We start from the raw sequence: 17,288 nt of genomic DNA on the forward strand, positions 1-17,288 counted from the left end.
GGGGAACAGTGCAGTGCCGGGGCTGCCTAAGCGCGCCCCGGCACTGCCGTTGAGCCTTAGTAGCGGTTGATCTCAGGCAGTTCGGGCGCGGTCTTGATGACCGAACCGGCGGTGGCCTCCCAGGCCTTCTTGTAGTCGCCGTCCTTGTCGAAGGACTCAAGCTGGTCGTTGATCCAGTTGCGGAACTCGGTGTCGTCCTTCTTCAGGCCGATGCCGTAGGGCTCCTTGGTGAAGGTCTCGTCAGAGGCGAGCTTGAAGGCATCGGGTTCCTTGTCCACAAAGCCGGCCAGGATCACGTTGTCCGTGGTGACTGCTTCAACCTGCTTGTTGCGCAGCGGCTCCAGGCAGGCGGAGTAGGTGGCAGCGGGAACCAGTTCCGCGCCGTACTTGTCCACGATGGTGGCGGCCGGGGTGGAGCCGGTCACGGAGCAGACCTTCTTGCCCTTGACGTCTTCGGGCTTCTTGATGGAGTCGTTGTCCTTGTTCACCATCAGGGCCTGGCCGGCTTCGTAGTACGGTCCGGCGAAGCTGACAACCTGCTTGCGCTTGTCGTTGATGGTGTAGGTGGCGATTACCAGGTCAACCTTGCCCTGCTCGATGAAGGGTTCGCGGTTGGCGGAGACGGTCTCGGACCATTCGATCTTGTCCGCAGCGATGCCCAGCTTGGCGGCGATCAGCTTGCCGATTTCAACGTCGAAACCGACGGGCTTGCCGTCCAGGCCCACCTGGCCGAAGAGCGGCTGGTCGAACTTGGTGCCGATCTTGATGGTGCCTGCCGAGGCGATCTTTTCCATGGTGGTGCCGGCAGCAAACGTCGGCTTTTCCACGGGAGCGGGGTTGCTTCCGCCGCCGGCGTCGCCTCCGCCGCAGGCGCTCAGGGACAGGGCAAGGGCAGCGGTCGCCGCCACAACAAATGATTTCCGCCGGGTCAAAAATGCCTTCATGACATTCCTTTCATTGATGGCCGCGGATCACGGCCTGGGTGCGAACTTGGAGTGTTTGTTCGAAGGGGAATCAGTGGGTGAGGAGTTTGGAGAGGAAGTCCTTGGCGCGGTCGCTCTTGGGGTTCGTGAAGAACTCCTCGGGGGTGGCGTCCTCGACGATCTGGCCATCGGCCATGAAGACGACCCGGTCCGCGGCTTTGCGGGCGAACCCCATCTCATGGGTGACCACGATCATGGTCATGCCTTCCTTGGCCAGCTGGACCATGACGTCCAGGACCTCGTTGATCATTTCGGGGTCAAGCGCTGAGGTGGGCTCATCGAAGAGCATGACCTTCGGTTTCATGGCGAGGGCGCGGGCGATGGCCACACGCTGCTGCTGGCCGCCGGAGAGCTGGGCGGGAAGCTTCGGAGCCTGGTGTCCGACGCCCACCCGCTCGAGCAGGGCCATGGCGTCCTTGTCAGCAGCAGCCTTGGCGACGCCCTTGACCTTGATGGGGCCAAGGGTCACGTTCTCGAGAATGGTCTTGTGCGCGAAGAGGTTGAAGGACTGGAACACCATTCCGACGTCGGCGCGCAGCTGTGCCAGCGCCTTGCCTTCTTCGGGAAGGACCTTCCCGTCAATGCTGATGGTGCCGTCCTCGATGGTCTCGAGGCGGTTGATGGCGCGGCAGAGGGTGGACTTACCGGAGCCCGACGGCCCGATGACCACGACAACCTCGCCCTTGCGGACCTGCAGGTTGATGTCCTTCAAAACGTGCAGCTGGCCGTAATGCTTATTAACGGCGTTCAGGGAGACGAGGGCATCGCCGGGCACATGAGTAGTCATAGGAAGAATCTAGCGAAGAACGGCGGGTTATGACGCGAATCACGGCATGTTCCTGCACATCGTGATTCAAGAGATACCTGCCGTGGCTGCGGCGGGAGTCGCGTTAGCCTTGGGGAATGAGCATCAGTGCAGATCCGGCCAAGAACATCCAACCCCGCCGTAAGGGCCCCCTTGAACTCCGCCGCAAACAGGCGGCGGTGGAAATGTCGGACCAACATTTGCTTGATACCAAAGGCCCGGGCCAGTTCGTCCACACCGACCCCTGGCGCGTCCTGCGGATCCAAAGCGAATTTGTTGAAGGTTTCGGGGCCCTGGCGGACGTCGGCAAGGCAGTCAGCGTCTTTGGTTCAGCACGCACGAAACCCGGCAGCAAATACTACGAAATGGGTGTCGAAGTGGGGCGCAAGCTGGCCGAGGCCGGCGTTGCGGTGATCACAGGCGGCGGACCGGGCTCCATGGAAGCGGCCAACCGGGGCACCGTGGAAGGCAACGGAGTCTCAGTGGGCCTCGGCATCGAACTGCCGTTCGAGCAGGGCCTGAACCAGTGGGTGGACCTCGGCATCAACTTTCGCTACTTCTTTGCCCGCAAGACCATGTTCGTCAAGTACGCCCAGGGATTCATCGTCCTGCCCGGCGGCCTGGGCACCCTCGACGAACTGTTCGAAGCCATGGTGCTGGTGCAGACCCGCAAAGTGACGTCATTCCCCATCGTCCTTCTCGGTGTTGAGTTCTGGGGCCCCATGATCGACTGGATCAGGGGGACCCTGGTTGCTGAGGGCATGGTCTCGGAGAAGGACCTGGACCTGATCCAGGTGGTGGACGATCCTGCGGAGGCCGTCCAGCGCGTGCTCCACGGCGGCCCCATCCCGCCAATGAACGGGGAGCAGCGGCCGGAGTAGTGCGCTTCCCGCCCGGCAGGGTTCTGGCACGATGGGACGGTGAGCTTCTTTCTCGTTTTCCTGGCCATCGTGCTGGTTGGGGCAGTCCTGTGGACCGGCGTCGGGCTGCGCTCGCGGAAGACCGGCCGGCAGCCGTTGCCCGCGCTGCTGGACGGCGGGTTTGAGCAGCCGCCGGCCAACCTTCCGCCGGTCCTGCTCCCCGCCGACGCTGCGCCCCGCGATGTGGACGGGGTGCGTTTCGCGCTCGGCCTGCGGGGTTACCGCATGGACCAGGTGGACCAGGTCCTCGACGAGTTGCGGGACCAGCTCGCGGCGGCCCGGAAGGATTCCGACGAGCTGCGGTCACGCCTCCTGGCCCTGGAGGCCAAGGCCAGTCGCGGGGACAGCGAAGGCGCGGTGTCCGCCGTCGAGCCCGGAAAGACGTCCGACGGCGGTACCGCGCCATCCGCTGCGGACGTCCAGTGAGCACCGTGGACAGCCGCCGCGCGAACCTTGGTTCTGCGCAGGCTGCGGCCGCCAAGGCGGGTGACATGCTCCGCCGCTGGCCGTGGTGGGTGCAGGTCTCCGCCATCTACGTGGTTTCCCGGCTCGTCAGCGCCTGCATCTTCATGGCTGCCGCCCTGCACCAAGGCCCCAATCCGTGGTTCCCGGCCAAGCCCGATTACTGGAATTTCATCAATATCTGGGATGCCCGGTGGTACGGCGAAGTTATCGCCAACGGTTATCCGTCCCAGCTGCCCACTGACGCCCTGGGCAACGTTCAGGAAAATGCCTGGGCTTTCTACCCGCTCTTTCCGGCGCTGGCCCGCGGCCTGAGTGGCCTGACCGGGCTGAACCCCGCGGCCTCGCTGACCATCGTCGCGATGCTGTCCGGCTGGGCGGCCGCGCTGGTGGTCTACGTCCTCTTCCGGCACAAAGCAGCCCACGCAGAGGCGTTGTGGGGGGTGGCGTTCTTCGCCACGTTCCCGGTATCGGCCGTCCTGCAGGTGCCCTATGCCGAGCCACTCACGCTCCTGCTGCTGGCGGCCGCGCTGTTGCTGGTGGTCCGCAGGCAATACCTGTGGGCGATGCCCGTCGTGGTGCTGATGTGCCTGTCCCGCCCGGTGGGTGTCCCCTTCGCAGCGATGCTCGGGATACTCTTCCTCGCCCGGCTGGTATCCCGGTTCCGGCCCGGACAAGCGAGCACACCGCATTCCGCCGGGCACTCGGCCGGAGACCTGGTCCGCCTGGGGACACTGACCGGCGTCGCGGGCCTATCCGCCCTTGCCTGGCCGGCCGCGGCGTGGGCTGCCACGGGCGACATCGAGGCGTACACCAAGACCGAGACGGTGTGGCGCGGACACGACCTGGTGCCATTCAGGCCCTGGTTCGATACCGGCGTCGAACTTTTCGGCCCCGTGCTGGGCGTCCTGGCCCCGTTCGTTTTCGTGGCGCTGTTCGGCGCCATGCTGTTTCTTCCGCCGGTGGTGCGTCTCGGCGTCGAAATGCGCATATGGTGCGCCTGCTACATGGGTTACCTGGTGGTTTTCCTGCACCCGCAGACCAGCACCTTCCGGATGCTGTTGCCCCTTTTCCCGCTGGCACTGGGCGCCGTCCTGCTGTCCCGTTCGAGGGCTTACCGGGGGACTGCCGTAACAATGTTCCTGCTGCTGCAGATGGTGTGGATCGTGTGGCTGTGGGCCTGGGCGCAGTTGCCCGGCGGCGGCGATTACCCGCCCTGATTAATTGCGCTTCCGTGCAGGTCAACCCCGGAATTAAGGCGTGCCGAAAATGTCCATCGATTAGCTACGTACGGGTAATTCCGGGATAATAGTCAGTAAGCAAGGACAAAAAGCATTCAGAATACGCGCAGCCTTGGCGGTGGAGAGCCCCTCCGTCATAGCGGCCTGATTGACATGCGGACACAGCCCGACCGGGCTGAACAGTCCTGGGACTAAATGGAGGGGAATTCCTCATGGCTGCTATGAAACCACGCACCGGCGACGGCCCAATGGAAGTCACGAAGGAGGGCCGCAGCCTGATCATGCGCGTCCCGCTCGAAGGCGGCGGGCGTCTTGTGGTTGAGCTGAACGCCGCAGAGGCGGCAAACCTCAAGGAATGCCTGGTAGGCGTTACCGAATAATCGTGCCGGACAGGGTCCGCGGCCTTTCGCTGCGGGCCCTGTTCCGTCCCTGCTGCGTTTACGCGCAGCATTTCCCCAGCGGGCACGACGCCGTGGCGGAAAACCCGGCAGCTTTACCTCTTGACGGCTACCAGCAATCCGTCCCCGGTGGGGAGCATGGCGGTGGCCAGCCTCTCGTCCTCGCGGATTGCCTTGCCTACCTGCCGAAGGATGACCGTATTCGGTTCGCGTCCCGCCGGATTGGCGACCTTGTCCTTGTCCAGGGCGTCATTGATGATCAGCAGCCCGGAACGCTTCAGGAGGCGGATGGCCTGCTCCACGTAGCCGGGCAGGCCGGGCTTGTCTGCGTCAATGAATACGATGTCGTAGGCGTTGTCCGTGAGACGGGGCAGGACGTCGCCGGCGCGCCCTGAAATGGTGCGGGTCCGGTTTGCAGGGCTGCCGGCCTCCGCGTAGGCCTCGCGGGCGGCTTTCAGGTGCTCAACATCCACGTCGATGGTGGTCAATACGGCCTGGGGGCCGAGACCGCGGAGCAGGCAGACGCCGGACACGCCCGCACCCGTGCCAATTTCGACGGCGGTCTGGGCCTTGGAGGCGGCCGCCAGGACGGTAAGGACGGCCCCTACCCCCGGGCCGACGGGGGTTACGCCGAGTTCAAAGGAACGCTCCCGGGCCCGAAGCATGACGTCATCCTCAGCGGGCAGATCTTCTGCAAAGGACCAGCTGATGGACTTGTCGGCGCTCATTCATGTTCGCTTTCTGGGCGTTGAGGGGGTTGTCTTCTACAGCCTAATGGGTCGGGGCGAAACAGTATGGCAGGCGGGCGGTTGCGCCCACGGCATAACTCTCCGGCAGTCAGGAAATTCCCAGCCAAGTTTGAAATGATTATTATCCGCTCATCCAAGAGATGACCGGCGCCGAATCAGAGATGTCAACAGTATCCGGGCGTTAGCATTCCACGAGGGGAGTGGACGATGTCATCTTCAGTAGTGGCACCTGTCCCTGCAGTTCAACATCCCGAAGCCGATTGGGTCCGGCCCACCTGGGAAGAAGTGGTCACCAACCACTCGGCCAAAGTTTACCGGCTGGCCTACCGCCTGACCGGCAACAGGTTCGACGCTGAGGACCTCACCCAGGAGGTGTTTGTCCGCGTCTTCCGCTCGCTGGAGAACTTCAAGCCCGGAACGCTGGATGGCTGGCTGCACCGCATCACCACCAACCTCTTCCTGGACCAGGCGCGCCGCAAGACCCGCATCCGGTTTGACGCCCTGGCCGAGGACGCGGAGTCCCGCCTTCCCGGACGCGAGCCGGGTCCGGAGCAGAGCTTCGAACTGAACAACCTTGACCTGGACGTCCAGGCCGCCCTGGAAGAACTGCCGCCGGACTTCCGCGCCGCCGTCGTGCTGTGCGACCTTGAAGGCCTGTCCTATGACGAGGTGGCAGCGGCCCTGGGCGTCAAGCTGGGGACGGTCCGCTCGCGGATCCACCGCGGAAGGACCATGCTGCGGGAGAAGCTCGCGCACAGGGATCCCCGGCCGCAGCACGCCCGGCGCAAACTGTCCATGCCGCGCATTGCCGGCATCCTCTGATCGGCTCATGAGGCCCCCCTTCAATTCCGGCGGCAGGCATGCGCGCACCTCGGCCCACGTGGCGTCCTGTCCGGAATGCGCCTTGGCCATGCGCCGGGAACGCCAGTATTTGGAGCGGCTCCGTGAGGCTCCCATCCCGCCGGCAAGCAATGACCTGACGGCGCGGCTCCTGGAACGGACGTCGCTGCTGGCAGCCCAGCCGGTTCCATCCACGCCTTCCGTCACTGCCCCCCGCACGGCCGCACGTGTCCTGGCCATGGCCGCGGGCGGTACCGTGGCCGCCGCAGGTGTCCTCGGCGTCGGCGCCCTCGCTGCGGCCGGCGAACCCCTCCCCGGAAATGCCGCGGCGCCGGCGACGCTTGCCCAGGTCTCGGCACACACTCCCGCTGACGGCAGGGCCCTCACCGCGGACCAGCTCAGCAGCCTGCGCCAGGAGGGCTGGGCCTGCCCGGTGCTCGAAGCCATGGGATTCCGCCTGGAGTCCGCCAAAGCCGTTGTCAGGGGCGGACAGCCGGCGGTGGAGCTGCGGCTTAGCGACGGATCGCATTACGCCACGGTGACAGAGCTGCACGCAGGCAATATGGCGGCGTCGGTGGAGGCGGTGGGCCGCCAGGGCAGTCCAGTCCAGGTCCTGGGAACCTCGCCGTGGTCAGCCACCTACACGTCCGGGGGACGGACGTTCACTTTCGAATCGAACCTGCCCGCCGACCAGGCGGATGATGCAGGGCCCATTCTGGAGCGGGTCGGCGGCGTGGCCGCGGAGGGGCTCACGGCGGGGGTCGATGGCAATGCCCAAGACGCCGCCGGGGAGCCTCTGGAAAACCGGTTACAGCGCGGGATCAACAGGATCGTGGCCGTCTTTACCCAGTAATGCAGGCTGTTTCCGTCCCCGCCGGGCGCGAATCGTCTCTGGCAGCCCGGAGAGGGTAATCTTCCTAAAGTGTTTGGTATCAACGGCCCGGAGTTCTTCCTCCTGCTGATCATCGGTGTCCTGGTGATCGGCCCACAGAGGCTGCCCGAATATACCCAGAAGCTCGCCAACCTGGTGAAGGAAGTCCGGCGCATGGCGTCCGGTGCCCGCGAGCAGATCAAGGAAGAAGTGGGCATCGACATCGACGATGTCGACTGGAAGAAGTACGATCCCCGGCAGTACGACCCGCGGCGCATCATCAAGGAAGCGCTGCTGGATGACGACACCAAGCCCGTCAGCTCCGGCGCCCCGGCCGCAGTGGCAGCCGTTGCGGGCGCAGCAGCTGCAGGGGCGGCAGATGAGTCCGCCCCGTCACGGCCGGAACGCGTAGTGCAGAGCCTGCCACCCGGCGAGGCCGCACCGTTCGACACCGAAGCCACCTGAGGCGTTCCGCCATGCGGGGGTGGCTAGCGGGGCTGCAGGCCCAGATTCATCCCGGCCAGGCCCCGCGGCTTTGAAGCCAGGTTCGCGGCAATTCCCGTCAACGCCTTAGCCGCCGCCGTGTCCGGCTGGCCAATCACGATGGGCGCCCCAGTGTCGCCGCCTTCGCGCAGTTTGATGTCCAGCGGAATCTGGCCCAGCAGGGGGACATCGGCGCCCACGGCTGCAGTCAGCCTCTCGGCGAGTACGGCTCCGCCGCCGCTTCCGAACAATTCCATCCTCCCGCCGTCGGGCATCTCAAGGTAGGACATGTTCTCGATGACGCCCGCAACCTTTTGCCCCGTCTGGGTGGCGATGGCGCCGGCGCGTTCGGCGACGTCCGCGGCCGCAGCCTGCGGAGTGGTGACCACCAGGATCTCGGCCTTGGGCAGCAGTTGGGCCACCGAAATGGCTATGTCTCCGGTGCCCGGCGGAAGGTCGAGGAAGAGGGCGTCCAGGTCCCCGAAGTAGACGTCCGTGAGGAACTGTTCCAGTGCCCGGTGCAGCATTGGCCCGCGCCAGGCCACGGGCTGGTTGCCGGTGACGAACATCCCGATGGAGATGACCTTCACGCCGTAGGCCACCGGCGGCAGGATCATGTCGTCCACGCGTGTGGGGACCTGGGTGATGCCCAAGAGCGCTGGAACAGAGAAACCGTAGACATCCGCGTCCACGATCCCCACCCGGAGCCCCTGCGCGGCCAGTGCCGTGGCGAGGTTGACGGTGACGGAGGACTTGCCCACCCCGCCCTTGCCGCTGGCAACCGCATAGACCTTCGTCAGGGAACCGGGCTGGTTGAAGGGGATGCCGCGCTGGCCGCCGGGCCCGCGGAGTTTCTCCTTCAGGGCATCCCGCTGGGCCTGGTCCATGACCTTGAGTTCGACGTCGACGCCGGTCACCCCCGGGACTGCGGCCAGAGCCGACTCGGCGTCGGACGTGATGGTGCCCTTCAGCGGGCAGCCGGCGATGGTGAGCAGGACCGTGAGGCTGATCTTGCCGTCTCCGGACACGTGGACGGCGTCCACCATGCCGAGTTCGGTGATGGGACGCCGCAGTTCAGGGTCAATGACGGTGGCGAGGGCGTCGTTGGCGTCCTGGAGCAGCTGGGAATTGCTGGGTGTTGCTGTTTCCATGAAGGGTGTTTACCGGTCCTGGGTGGAATGGCCGGGCTTGACCCGGGGGATCTGCTGCGTGCGGGGATTGCGCTGCCGGTCGCGTTGTTCGCGGAGCTTTTCCTTGACTTTGTCCTTGGGTGACTCGTGGCTGCCTTGGCCGGTGGAGTCGTGCGTGCGCAGTTCTTCCTGGGCCTCCAGCATGTCCTCGAGGAGGGAGCGCAGTTCGGCCCGGACGTAGTCGCGCGTGGCTACCTCGCGCAGGGCGATCCGCAGCGAGGCAAGTTCCCGGGTGAGGTACTCGGTGTCGGACAGGTTCCGCTCGGCACGCTGGCGGTCCTGCTGAAGGGACACGCGGTCGCGGTCATCCTGCCGGTTTTGGGCCAGCAGCAGCAGCGGTGCCGCGTAGGACGCCTGGAGGGACAGCATCAGCGTCAGCAGGGTGAAGCCAAGGTCGCGGGAGTCGAACTGCCAGTCAACCGGCGCCCAGGTGTTCCAGCACAGCCAGAAGATACAGAAAATGGTCATGTAGACCAGGAACTGCGGTGTGCCCATGAAGCGGGCAAAGCCTTCCGTGGCGTGGCCGAAAGCGTCGGGGTCAGGGGAGAACTTGGGCAGGATCCGCTGCCTGCCACTCAGCGGCGTGTCCAGGCTGCCCTTGTTGTTCTTGGCGGCGGCGTTGCCGGCATTCCGCTGGTTGGGGTTCTTCGGAGCGCTGTTGTCAGCCAATACGGCCACCGAGCCTTCTTATCGGGGCCTCGCCATCATGGGCGCGCCAATCATCCGGCAACAGATGATCCAAAACGTCATCAACAGTCACCGCCCCCACAAGCCGGCCGGCGTCGTTGACCACCGGAAGGGAGTTCAGGTTATAGGTCGCCAGGGTCCGCGCCACTTCGCTGATGTGGGCCTGGTCGGACAACGGCTCAAGGTTCTTGTCCACCAGGTTGCCCAGCGGCTCGAACGGCGGGAACCGGAGCAGCTGCTGGATGTGCACCACGCCCAGGAACCGGCCGGTGGGAGTCTCCATGGGTGGCCTCGCAATGAAGATGGACGAGGCCAGGGCGGGGGAGAGTTCCTCGCGCCGGACGTGTGCAAGCGCCTCAGCCACGGTGGCTTCGGGGGGCAGGATGACGGGTACCGGGGTCATGAGGCCGCCCGCGGTGTCCTCGTCGTATTCCAGGAGCCGGCGGACGTCCTCGGCCCCCTCGGGCTCCATCAGTTGAAGGAGTTCCTCGGCCTGCGCCGAGGGGAGCTCACCAAGGAGGTCGGCGGCGTCGTCCGGGTCCATTTCCTCGAGCACGTCGGCGGCCCGCTGGATGTCCAGGGCGGAGAGGATCTCCACCTGGTCGTCCTCGGGCAGCTCCTGGAGGACATCTGCCAGGCGCTCATCCTGCAGTTCGCTGGCCACTTCGAAACGCCGCTTATCGCTCATCTCCTGGAGCGCCTCGGCGAAGTCTGCCGGTTTGAGGTCCTCGTGGTTGGCAACGAACTGGGTTGCTGCCTGCGGCTCGGTGCGCGCGCCCTGCTGGGCGTCGGCCCAGTCGATGATGAGCGTTTCATTGCGGCGCAGGCGGCTGAGCGGGGACAGGGAATGACCGCGCCGGACGAAGAGCTTGCTGACGAACCAGTCGCGGGACCTGTGCTGGTCCATGGCGATGTCCTCGATGGTGGCGTCGCCGCTGCCGTCCCGGAGGGTCACGCGGCGGTCGAACATCTCGGCCACCACCAGTGTTTCCGCGCCGCGCTGTTCGAACCTGCGCAGGTTGACCAGGCCGGTGCAGATGACCTGCGTCTGGTCGATGGAGGTGATGCGCGTCATGGGCACGAACACGCGCTTCTTCCCGGGCACTTCGACGACGATGCCCACCACGTGCGGGGCCCCCTGGGAGCCGCGGGAGAGCACCACAACATCGCGTAACCGGCCCAGCCGGTCACCCAGGGGGTCGAAGACGTCGAGTCCCAGGAGGCGTGCCACGAAGACACGGGTAGGTGTTGTGCTCACTTGTACAGGCTACCGAGTCTGCTCACTTTTAGCTGAATTTACAGGCAGCACACAACCTCATGGGCAAGAATGGGGGTATGGCAAACATTTTTGGTGCTCCCCGGACAGGTGGCCCCAACGGCCTTGACCAAGCCAGGGCCGTCCCGACCGGCGACACCGTGGGTTCCTACACCTCCTACCTGGATGCCCAGAAGGCGGTGGACTACCTCGCCGACCAGCAGTTCCCGGTGCAGATGGTGTCCATCGTGGGCAATGAACTGAAGATGGTGGAACGGGTCACCGGACGCCTCAGCTACCCCCGTGTTGCCCTGTCCGGAGCCCTCAGCGGCATGTGGTTCGGCCTGTTCGTGGGCGTGATGCTTTCCTTCTTCGCGCCCTCGCCCGGGTACTTCTCCATCCTCACGTCCGTGTTGATGGGTGCAGCGTTCTTCATGCTGTTCGGCATTGTTACCTACGCGATGCAGCGTGGGAAGCGGGACTTCACGTCCACCAGCCAGGTGGTGGCCACCAGCTATGACGTGATCGTGGCTCCGGAGGCGGCGCAGGAGGCCCGCCGCCTGCTGCAGCAGCTCCCCATGACCCGCTCGGACGCCGCCGGTGGCAACGCCCACCAGCCGCGGCACGGCTACCAGAACCAGCCGTACGACCAGCAGAACCAGCCTTACAACCCGCCGAATCAGCCGTACAACCAGCCAAACAACCAGCAGGGCCCGGCGCGTCCCAACAGCTGGAACGATCCCTACGGCCAGCAGGGACATTCGCAGGACTCCGGCCACCCCACGCAGGGTCAGCAGGGTCAGCCCGCGCCGCAGCCGGACGCGCAGCAGCACCCGGGGCAGCAGTACGACGGCGGCCAGCACCAGCAGCCCGCGGCCGCACCGGCCCGCGCGGTCCGGTACCCCGACCTTCCCGACGGGCGGCCGCAGTACGGCGTCAGGCTGCCGCAGGGCCAGGACGGCGGAACACCGCCTCCCGCGCAGCCGGAGGCCGGCCCGCAGCACCACGGCGATGCACCTGCCGGCGAAGGCCAGGACGCCGGCAACGCAGAGCGGCCCGCCGACCCGCGCCACTAGGAACAGCACAAAAGCGGTGCCGCCGGAGAAATCCGGCGGCACCGCTTTTTTGTGCCTGTTCCGTGGCTGGTCAGCCCGGTATCAGCCCTGGGGTGCCTGCCGGGATTCGCCTGCCTCACGGTAGATGCCGGCCATCCACGTCTCCACGTCCTCCGGCGTGCGGGGCAAGGCCGCGCTGAGGTTGACCGGCCCGTCGGCGGTCATCAGGATGTCGTCTTCGATGCGGACACCGATGCCACGGTATTCCTCGGGGATTGCCAGGTCCTCGTCCTTGAAGTAGAGGCCCGGCTCGATGGTGAATACCATGCCTTCGGCCAGGATGCCGTCGAGGTACAGCTCCCGCTTGGCCTGGGCGCAGTCGTGGACGTCGAGGCCGAGGTGGTGGCTGGTGCCATGCGGCATCCACCGCCGGTGCTGCTGGCCTTCAGGGCTGATGGCCTCGTCCACGCTGACGGGGAGGAGTCCCCATTCGGCGAGGCGTTCTGCCAGCACGGTGGTGGCGGCGGTGTGGATGTCGCGGAACTTCGTGCCGGGTTGAGCTGCCGCGAACCCGGCGTCGGCCGCGTCCAGGACTGCCTGGTAGACCTTGCGCTGGACATCGCTGAACCTGCCACTCGCAGGCAGGGTGCGGGTGATGTCTGCGGTGTAGAGGGAGTCCGCCTCGACCCCGGCGTCCAGGAGCAGGAGCTCACCGGCGTGGATCTTGCCGGTATTGCGCGTCCAGTGCAGCACTGTGGCGTTGTTGCCGGACGCGGCGATGGTGTCGTAGCCCAGCTCGTTGCCCACCTCGCGGGCGCGGGCGAAGAAGGCGCCTTCCACTACCCGCTCGCCGCGGGCATGGGTCAGTGCGCGCGGCAGGACCTTGACCACTTCTTCGAAGCCTTCCACCGTGGCGGCCACGGCGAGCTCCATCTGCCCGATTTCCCACTCGTCCTTGATCAGGCGAAGCTCTGAGAGGGCTTCGCTGAGCTTCTCGTCAAGGGCGTCGAGGACGCCCATGTCGAGGTTCTCGGGATCTTTGGCGGTGTTGTAGCGGGCAGTATCCACCAGGGCGTCAATGTTTTCGTCCACCTTGCGGACCAGGCGGATGGAGATGCCGCCGATCTCCGGTGCGCCAACGTTCTTGGTGATCGCCGTTTCAAGCTGGTCGATGTGGCCGGTGGCCAGGCCAAGGCGGGCTTCGAACTCGGCCAGGGTGGGCCGGGCGCCGATCCAGAATTCGCCGGAGCGGGAGTCGGCATAGAACTGTTCCGTGTCCCGGCCGGCCAACGGACGGAAGTAGAGCGTGGCGCGGTGGTTCCCGCCGTCGTCGCCCTTTCCTTCATCAACGGGCTCCAGCACCAGGACGGCGTCCGGCTCGTGGTCGAGGCCCAGGCCTGTCAGGTGGGCAAAGCCTGAATGCGGCCGGAACCGGTAGTCGCAGTCGTTGGAGCGGACCTTGGGCGGACCCGCCGGAAGGACCAGGCGTTCACCTTTGAACTGGGCGGAGATGGCCTTGCGCCGGGTCGCGGCGTGGCCTGCGACGTCGTCGCGGCCGGGAAGTTCCTGGCTGGACGGCGCCCAGTTGCTGGCCATGAAGGCCTTGAAGGCGTCGGAACTGGGCCGCTGCGAGCGGTTGTTGACGCGCTCCTCCAGCGGCTGGTTAGCAGAGGTGGGGGTGTTTTCGGCATCGTTCACGGGACCATCGTCTCACCAGCGTCCCGCCTGCGCGAACAGCCTCCGGTGCCGGAGGCGCAGGGTCAACTAGTCTGTACAGGTGAGGATCGACCTGCATGCCCACTCCAATGTCTCCGACGGCACGGAGAAACCTGCCGACGTCATGGCCTCTGCCGCCCGCGCGGGCCTGGACGTGGTGGCGTTGACCGACCATGACACCACAGACGGGTGGGCGGAAGCATCTGCTGCCGCGATTGACGTGGGGGTGGCGCTGGTCCCCGGCATGGAGGTTTCCTGCCGGACGGCCGAGGGCATCAGCGTCCACCTGCTTAGCTACCTTCACGACCCCCAGCACCCAGGGCTGCTCGAGGAAATCAGCAAGGCCAAGCAAGCCCGCCATACCCGCGCGGAGCGGATGGTCACGCTCCTGGCCGAGGACTATCCCCTCACGTGGGACGACGTGATCCACCATGTGGCGCCGGGGGCCACGTTGGGCCGCCCGCACATCGCCGATGCCTTGGTGGCGGCAGGCGTGGTGGAGGACCGCTCTGAAGCCTTCGCCTCGATCCTGACCTCGCGCTCGCGCTACTTCATCCCGCACTACGCACCCAACCCAGCGGTCGCCGTCGAGCTGGTCTGCGCTGCCGGCGGTGTTCCCGTGTTCGCCCATCCAGTGGCGTCCTCCCGCGGCAGGATCGTGGGGGAGCGGGTCTACCGGGACATGATCGATGCCGGCCTGGCGGGATTGGAGGTCGATCACCGTGACAACCCTGAGGAAGGCCGCAGCTTCCTGCGCCGCCTGGCCGCGGAGAATAGCCTGCTCATCACCGGGTCATCGGACTACCACGGCACGGGCAAGCCGAACCTGCTCGGTGAAAACCTGACCGCACCGGACGTGCTGGCGCGGATCGAGGAACTGGGTTCGGGAACCGCCGTCGTCCGGCCCTGATCCCTGCGCGCCTTCCCAACTGGGTAGCAGCAGATGTCGTTTTGAGCCGTCAAAACGACATCTGCTGCTACCTACTTGGGTGGGAAAGACGTAAAGGTTGCGTGCGCACCCAGCCGCTTGGCCATGATGTCCACGGCCGGGTGGTTCTGGTCCACGCACACGAACTTGCGGCCCAGCTTGGCCGCCACCGCACCAAGGGTTCCGGAACCGGCGAAGAAATCCAGGCACCAGTCGCCCGGCCGGCTGGACGCTGAGACGACACGGCGGATCAGACCTTCAGGCTTCTGCGTGGGGTATCCCGTCTTCTCCTTGCCGGTGGGCGAAACGATGGTGTGCCACCAGACGTCCGTGGGCAGTTTCCCCAGCTCCCGCTTGGCCGGCGTGACAAGGCCCGGCGCCATGTACGGCTCCCGGTCCACCTCGGCGTTGTCGAAGTGGTACTTGGACGGGTTCTTGACGTACACGAGGATGTTGTCGTGCTTCGTGGGCCAGCGGTTCCTGGCGCGGGCGCCGTAGTCGTAGGCCCAGATGATCTCGTTCAGGAAGCACTCGCGGCCGAAGATGGCGTCCAGCATCACCTTGGCATAGTGCACCTCGCGGTAGTCCAGGTGCAGGTACAGGGTGCCGTCGTCGGCCAGCAGCCGCCAGGCTTCCACCAGGCGCGGTTCCAGGAAGGACCAATAGTCGCTGAAGGCGTCGTCGTAGCGGTGCAACGCGCCCTTGATGGTGTCATAGGAGCGGCCCTTGAAGCCCACGCGGTCACCGCTGCCGCCGGCGTTGGCAACCATGCGGGTTTCCTGCCGGCTCTGCGCCCGGCCCGTGTTGAAGGGCGGGTCCACGTAGATCAGCGTGAAGGCGCCGTCCGGCAGCGTGGGGAGGTACTGCGCGTTATCCGCGTGCACCACCAGGCTGCCGCCGTCCGGCGCCCAAACAGTGTTCGTCATTCCCTCAGGTCAGCCCTCGGTGCTGCCGGGCTGGGTGCCCTTGTCTGCACCGGCAACTACCTCGCCGTTGCGGCGCCGGGTACGCGTGCGGGGGCGGCGCGTACGTGAAGACTTTTCAGCGTCGGAGGCCGCTGCCGCGTCCGGTCCGGCAGCGGGGGCAGCCGGGGTTTCGGCAGCGTCCGGGGAAGTACGACGACGGCGCTCACCTGAGCGGCCTGCTTCCGGGCTGCGTCCGTCTCGTCCGCCCGAACGCGACCGGCCGCGGCCTTCACGGTCCCGGCCATCGTTTCCGCGGCTTTCCCGGCTGTTCTTCTTGCCCGTTTCACCCAGGTCCTCGAGGACCTCGGCGTCGACGCCCGCGAGGGTGCGCTTGTTGCGGGGCAGGCGGCCCTTGGTTCCCTCGGGGATGTCCAGCTCTTCATAGAGGTGCGGTGAGGAGGAGTACGTCTCCACCGGTTCGGGCACGCTCAGGCCGAGGGCCTTGTTGATCAGGCCCCAGCGTGGCATGTCGTCCCAGTCCACGAAGGTCACGGCCGTGCCCTTGTTGCCGGCGCGGCCGGTACGGCCCACCCGGTGCAGGTAGATCTTCTCGTCCTCGACGCACTGGTAGTTGATCACGTGCGTGACGTCATCAACGTCGATGCCACGGGCGGCAACGTCCGTTGCCACCAGGACGTCCACCTTGTTGTTGCGGAACGCGCGCAGGGCCTGCTCGCGGGCACCCTGGCCCAGGTCGCCGTGGATTGCTGCGGCCGCAAAGCCGCGGTCCACCAGCTCCTCTGCCACCTTGGCCGCGGTGCGCTTCGTCTTGGTGAAGATGATGGTCCGGCCGCGGCCGCGGGCCTGCAGGATGCGGGCAACCACTTCGGTCTTGTCCATGGCGTGGGCGCGGTAGATCAACTGGCGGATGTCCCGCTTGGTCAGCCCCTCGTCATCGGGATCTGCGGCGCGGATGTGGGTTGGCTGGGTCATGTAGCGTCGCGCCATGGCGATGACCGGGCCGGGCATGGTGGCCGAGAACAGCAGCGTCTGGCGGACAGCGGGCGTGCCGGCGATGAGGGTTTCGACGTCCGGCAGGAAGCCAAGGTCCAGCATTTCGTCAGCTTCGTCCAGGATCACGATGCGGACGTTCTTCAGGCTCAGGTGCTTCTGCTTGTAAAGGTCGATCAGGCGGCCGGGGGTGCCCACCACAATCTCGACACCCTTCTGCAGGGCATCCACCTGGGGCTCGTAGGCACGGCCGCCGTAGATGGTGGCGATGCGCGCGTTGCGTTTGCGGGAAGCGGTCTCGAGGTCGCTGGCCACCTGCACGGCGAGCTCGCGCGTGGGCACGATCACCAGGGCCTGCGGGGCGCCGGGGACGGGCAGCTTGTCGAAGCCTGCGTCATCGCGGCCCACCACACGCTGGAGCGCGGGAATACCGAAGCCCAGGGTTTTGCCGGTGCCGGTCTTGGCCTGGCCGATGATGTCGTGGCCGGACAGTGCCACCGGCAGGGTCATGGCCTGGATGGGGAAGGGGTGGGTGATCCCGGCGTCGGCCAGGGACTCCACGATGTCGGCGCGGACGTTGTAGTCGGCGAACGACTTTTCTTCGATTTCGTGCGGCTTTTCGTCCGAAATAATGGTTTCTTCGGGCTCGATGGTCTCGGTGCCGGACTCATCGGTCAGAAGCTGGTGCGTGTGCAATTCACTCACAGGGAGTTTCCTTATTCATTTGGGCGAGGGCGCTGCCTGCTCAACGGGCCGGCCTGGGCCGTTCCGGAGCACGCTCGAAGCGCG

At 66.0% G+C, this 17,288-nt stretch carries 18 protein-coding genes; 9 read left to right on the forward strand and 9 right to left on the reverse strand.

All coding sequences use genetic code 11. From position 1 onward, the window contains the following. Positions 1-56: 56 nt before the first annotated feature. Positions 57-944, reverse strand: a complete 888-nt coding sequence (locus tag OVA06_RS05535; RefSeq protein ID WP_056075001.1) for a glutamate ABC transporter substrate-binding protein — start codon at positions 942-944, stop codon at positions 57-59. Between the two features lie 70 nt (positions 945-1,014). Beyond that, positions 1,015-1,770 (reverse strand): amino acid ABC transporter ATP-binding protein, encoded by a 756-nt coding sequence (locus OVA06_RS05540; RefSeq protein ID WP_056074999.1) that lies wholly within the window; start codon positions 1,768-1,770, stop codon positions 1,015-1,017. Between the two features lie 116 nt (positions 1,771-1,886). On the opposite strand from OVA06_RS05540, the gene OVA06_RS05545 reads away from it, so the two are divergent. From OVA06_RS05545 to OVA06_RS05560, 4 genes are all read left to right on the forward strand, one after another. Beyond that, on the forward strand, positions 1,887-2,669 hold the full coding sequence (locus OVA06_RS05545; protein ID WP_056074997.1) for a TIGR00730 family Rossman fold protein: 783 nt from the start codon (positions 1,887-1,889) through the stop codon (positions 2,667-2,669). A 39-nt stretch (positions 2,670-2,708) separates the two neighbouring features. Beyond that, positions 2,709-3,134, forward strand: a complete 426-nt coding sequence (locus tag OVA06_RS05550) for a DivIVA domain-containing protein (protein ID WP_268156879.1) — start codon at positions 2,709-2,711, stop codon at positions 3,132-3,134. Then, complete coding sequence (locus OVA06_RS05555; RefSeq protein ID WP_268156881.1) at positions 3,131-4,390, forward strand: hypothetical protein; 1,260 nt, start codon at positions 3,131-3,133, stop codon at positions 4,388-4,390. The genes OVA06_RS05550 and OVA06_RS05555 overlap by 4 nt, the downstream gene beginning before the upstream one ends. A gap of 233 nt (positions 4,391-4,623) precedes the next feature. Next, positions 4,624-4,791 (forward strand): DUF3117 domain-containing protein, encoded by a 168-nt coding sequence (locus tag OVA06_RS05560; RefSeq protein WP_009357720.1) that lies wholly within the window; start codon positions 4,624-4,626, stop codon positions 4,789-4,791. 113 nt (positions 4,792-4,904) lie between these two features. Here the strand turns inward: OVA06_RS05560 and OVA06_RS05565 are convergent, their stop codons facing one another. Continuing rightward, complete coding sequence (locus OVA06_RS05565; RefSeq protein WP_268156883.1) at positions 4,905-5,537, reverse strand: O-methyltransferase; 633 nt, start codon at positions 5,535-5,537, stop codon at positions 4,905-4,907. A 228-nt stretch (positions 5,538-5,765) separates the two neighbouring features. On the opposite strand from OVA06_RS05565, the gene sigE reads away from it, so the two are divergent. The 3 genes from sigE (at position 5,766) to OVA06_RS05580 (ending at position 7,734) form a co-directional block, all read left to right on the forward strand. Then, positions 5,766-6,380, forward strand: a complete 615-nt coding sequence (gene sigE / locus OVA06_RS05570; RefSeq protein WP_045729696.1) for an RNA polymerase sigma factor SigE — start codon at positions 5,766-5,768, stop codon at positions 6,378-6,380. 7 nt (positions 6,381-6,387) lie between these two features. After that, on the forward strand, positions 6,388-7,251 hold the full coding sequence (locus OVA06_RS05575; protein ID WP_268156887.1) for an anti-sigma factor: 864 nt from the start codon (positions 6,388-6,390) through the stop codon (positions 7,249-7,251). A gap of 69 nt (positions 7,252-7,320) precedes the next feature. Next, positions 7,321-7,734, forward strand: a complete 414-nt coding sequence (locus OVA06_RS05580) for a hypothetical protein (RefSeq protein ID WP_056074974.1) — start codon at positions 7,321-7,323, stop codon at positions 7,732-7,734. Positions 7,735-7,757: 23 nt separating this feature from the next. Here the strand turns inward: OVA06_RS05580 and OVA06_RS05585 are convergent, their stop codons facing one another. From OVA06_RS05585 to OVA06_RS05595, 3 genes are read right to left on the reverse strand one after another with little or no spacing between them, the layout of a single operon-like run. After that, positions 7,758-8,903, reverse strand: a complete 1,146-nt coding sequence (locus tag OVA06_RS05585) for an Mrp/NBP35 family ATP-binding protein (RefSeq protein ID WP_268156889.1) — start codon at positions 8,901-8,903, stop codon at positions 7,758-7,760. 9 nt (positions 8,904-8,912) lie between these two features. After that, positions 8,913-9,620, reverse strand: a complete 708-nt coding sequence (locus OVA06_RS05590; protein WP_268156891.1) for a DUF1003 domain-containing protein — start codon at positions 9,618-9,620, stop codon at positions 8,913-8,915. Continuing rightward, on the reverse strand, positions 9,604-10,887 hold the full coding sequence (locus tag OVA06_RS05595; RefSeq protein WP_015937687.1) for a magnesium transporter MgtE N-terminal domain-containing protein: 1,284 nt from the start codon (positions 10,885-10,887) through the stop codon (positions 9,604-9,606). The genes OVA06_RS05590 and OVA06_RS05595 overlap by 17 nt, the downstream gene beginning before the upstream one ends. 77 nt (positions 10,888-10,964) lie before the next feature. On the opposite strand from OVA06_RS05595, the gene OVA06_RS05600 reads away from it, so the two are divergent. Further along, positions 10,965-11,960 (forward strand): general stress protein, encoded by a 996-nt coding sequence (locus OVA06_RS05600; RefSeq protein ID WP_268156894.1) that lies wholly within the window; start codon positions 10,965-10,967, stop codon positions 11,958-11,960. 81 nt (positions 11,961-12,041) lie between these two features. Here OVA06_RS05600 and OVA06_RS05605 read toward each other — a convergent pair whose 3' ends face one another. Continuing rightward, on the reverse strand, positions 12,042-13,637 hold the full coding sequence (locus OVA06_RS05605; RefSeq protein ID WP_268156896.1) for an aminopeptidase P family protein: 1,596 nt from the start codon (positions 13,635-13,637) through the stop codon (positions 12,042-12,044). A 79-nt stretch (positions 13,638-13,716) separates the two neighbouring features. Between OVA06_RS05605 and OVA06_RS05610 the strand changes: the two genes are divergently transcribed. Next, positions 13,717-14,565: a PHP domain-containing protein gene (locus tag OVA06_RS05610; protein WP_268156898.1), complete on the forward strand. Its 849-nt coding sequence runs from the start codon at positions 13,717-13,719 to the stop codon at positions 14,563-14,565. A gap of 71 nt (positions 14,566-14,636) precedes the next feature. On the opposite strand, the gene OVA06_RS05615 is transcribed toward OVA06_RS05610, so the two are convergent. Both OVA06_RS05615 and OVA06_RS05620 read right to left on the reverse strand, forming a co-directional pair. Continuing rightward, positions 14,637-15,509: a DNA-methyltransferase gene (locus OVA06_RS05615; RefSeq protein ID WP_261618766.1), complete on the reverse strand. Its 873-nt coding sequence runs from the start codon at positions 15,507-15,509 to the stop codon at positions 14,637-14,639. A gap of 9 nt (positions 15,510-15,518) precedes the next feature. After that, positions 15,519-17,204 (reverse strand): DEAD/DEAH box helicase, encoded by a 1,686-nt coding sequence (locus tag OVA06_RS05620; RefSeq protein WP_268156901.1) that lies wholly within the window; start codon positions 17,202-17,204, stop codon positions 15,519-15,521. Between the last annotated feature and the right edge of the window lie 84 nt (positions 17,205-17,288).

Origin of the sequence: Pseudarthrobacter sp. SL88 (genome assembly GCF_026672455.1) — a bacterium.
Taxonomy (GTDB): Bacteria; Actinomycetota; Actinomycetes; order Actinomycetales; family Micrococcaceae; genus Arthrobacter.

What these genes read in the sequence shown, in the direction of transcription:
- OVA06_RS05575 (WP_268156887.1), top strand. Translation starts at nt 6,388, where the DNA reads ATGAGGCCCCCCTTCAATTCCGGCGGCAGGCATGCGCGCACCTCGGCC.
- OVA06_RS05560 (WP_009357720.1), top strand. Translation starts at nt 4,624, where the DNA reads ATGGCTGCTATGAAACCACGCACCGGCGACGGCCCAATGGAAGTCACG.
- OVA06_RS05615 (WP_261618766.1), bottom strand. Translation starts at nt 15,509, where the DNA reads ATGACGAACACTGTTTGGGCGCCGGACGGCGGCAGCCTGGTGGTGCAC.
- OVA06_RS05545 (WP_056074997.1), top strand. Translation starts at nt 1,887, where the DNA reads ATGAGCATCAGTGCAGATCCGGCCAAGAACATCCAACCCCGCCGTAAG.
- OVA06_RS05585 (WP_268156889.1), bottom strand. Translation starts at nt 8,903, where the DNA reads ATGGAAACAGCAACACCCAGCAATTCCCAGCTGCTCCAGGACGCCAAC.
- sigE (WP_045729696.1), top strand. Translation starts at nt 5,766, where the DNA reads ATGTCATCTTCAGTAGTGGCACCTGTCCCTGCAGTTCAACATCCCGAA.
- OVA06_RS05535 (WP_056075001.1), bottom strand. Translation starts at nt 944, where the DNA reads ATGAAGGCATTTTTGACCCGGCGGAAATCATTTGTTGTGGCGGCGACC.
- OVA06_RS05540 (WP_056074999.1), bottom strand. Translation starts at nt 1,770, where the DNA reads ATGACTACTCATGTGCCCGGCGATGCCCTCGTCTCCCTGAACGCCGTT.
- OVA06_RS05565 (WP_268156883.1), bottom strand. Translation starts at nt 5,537, where the DNA reads ATGAGCGCCGACAAGTCCATCAGCTGGTCCTTTGCAGAAGATCTGCCC.
- OVA06_RS05600 (WP_268156894.1), top strand. Translation starts at nt 10,965, where the DNA reads ATGGCAAACATTTTTGGTGCTCCCCGGACAGGTGGCCCCAACGGCCTT.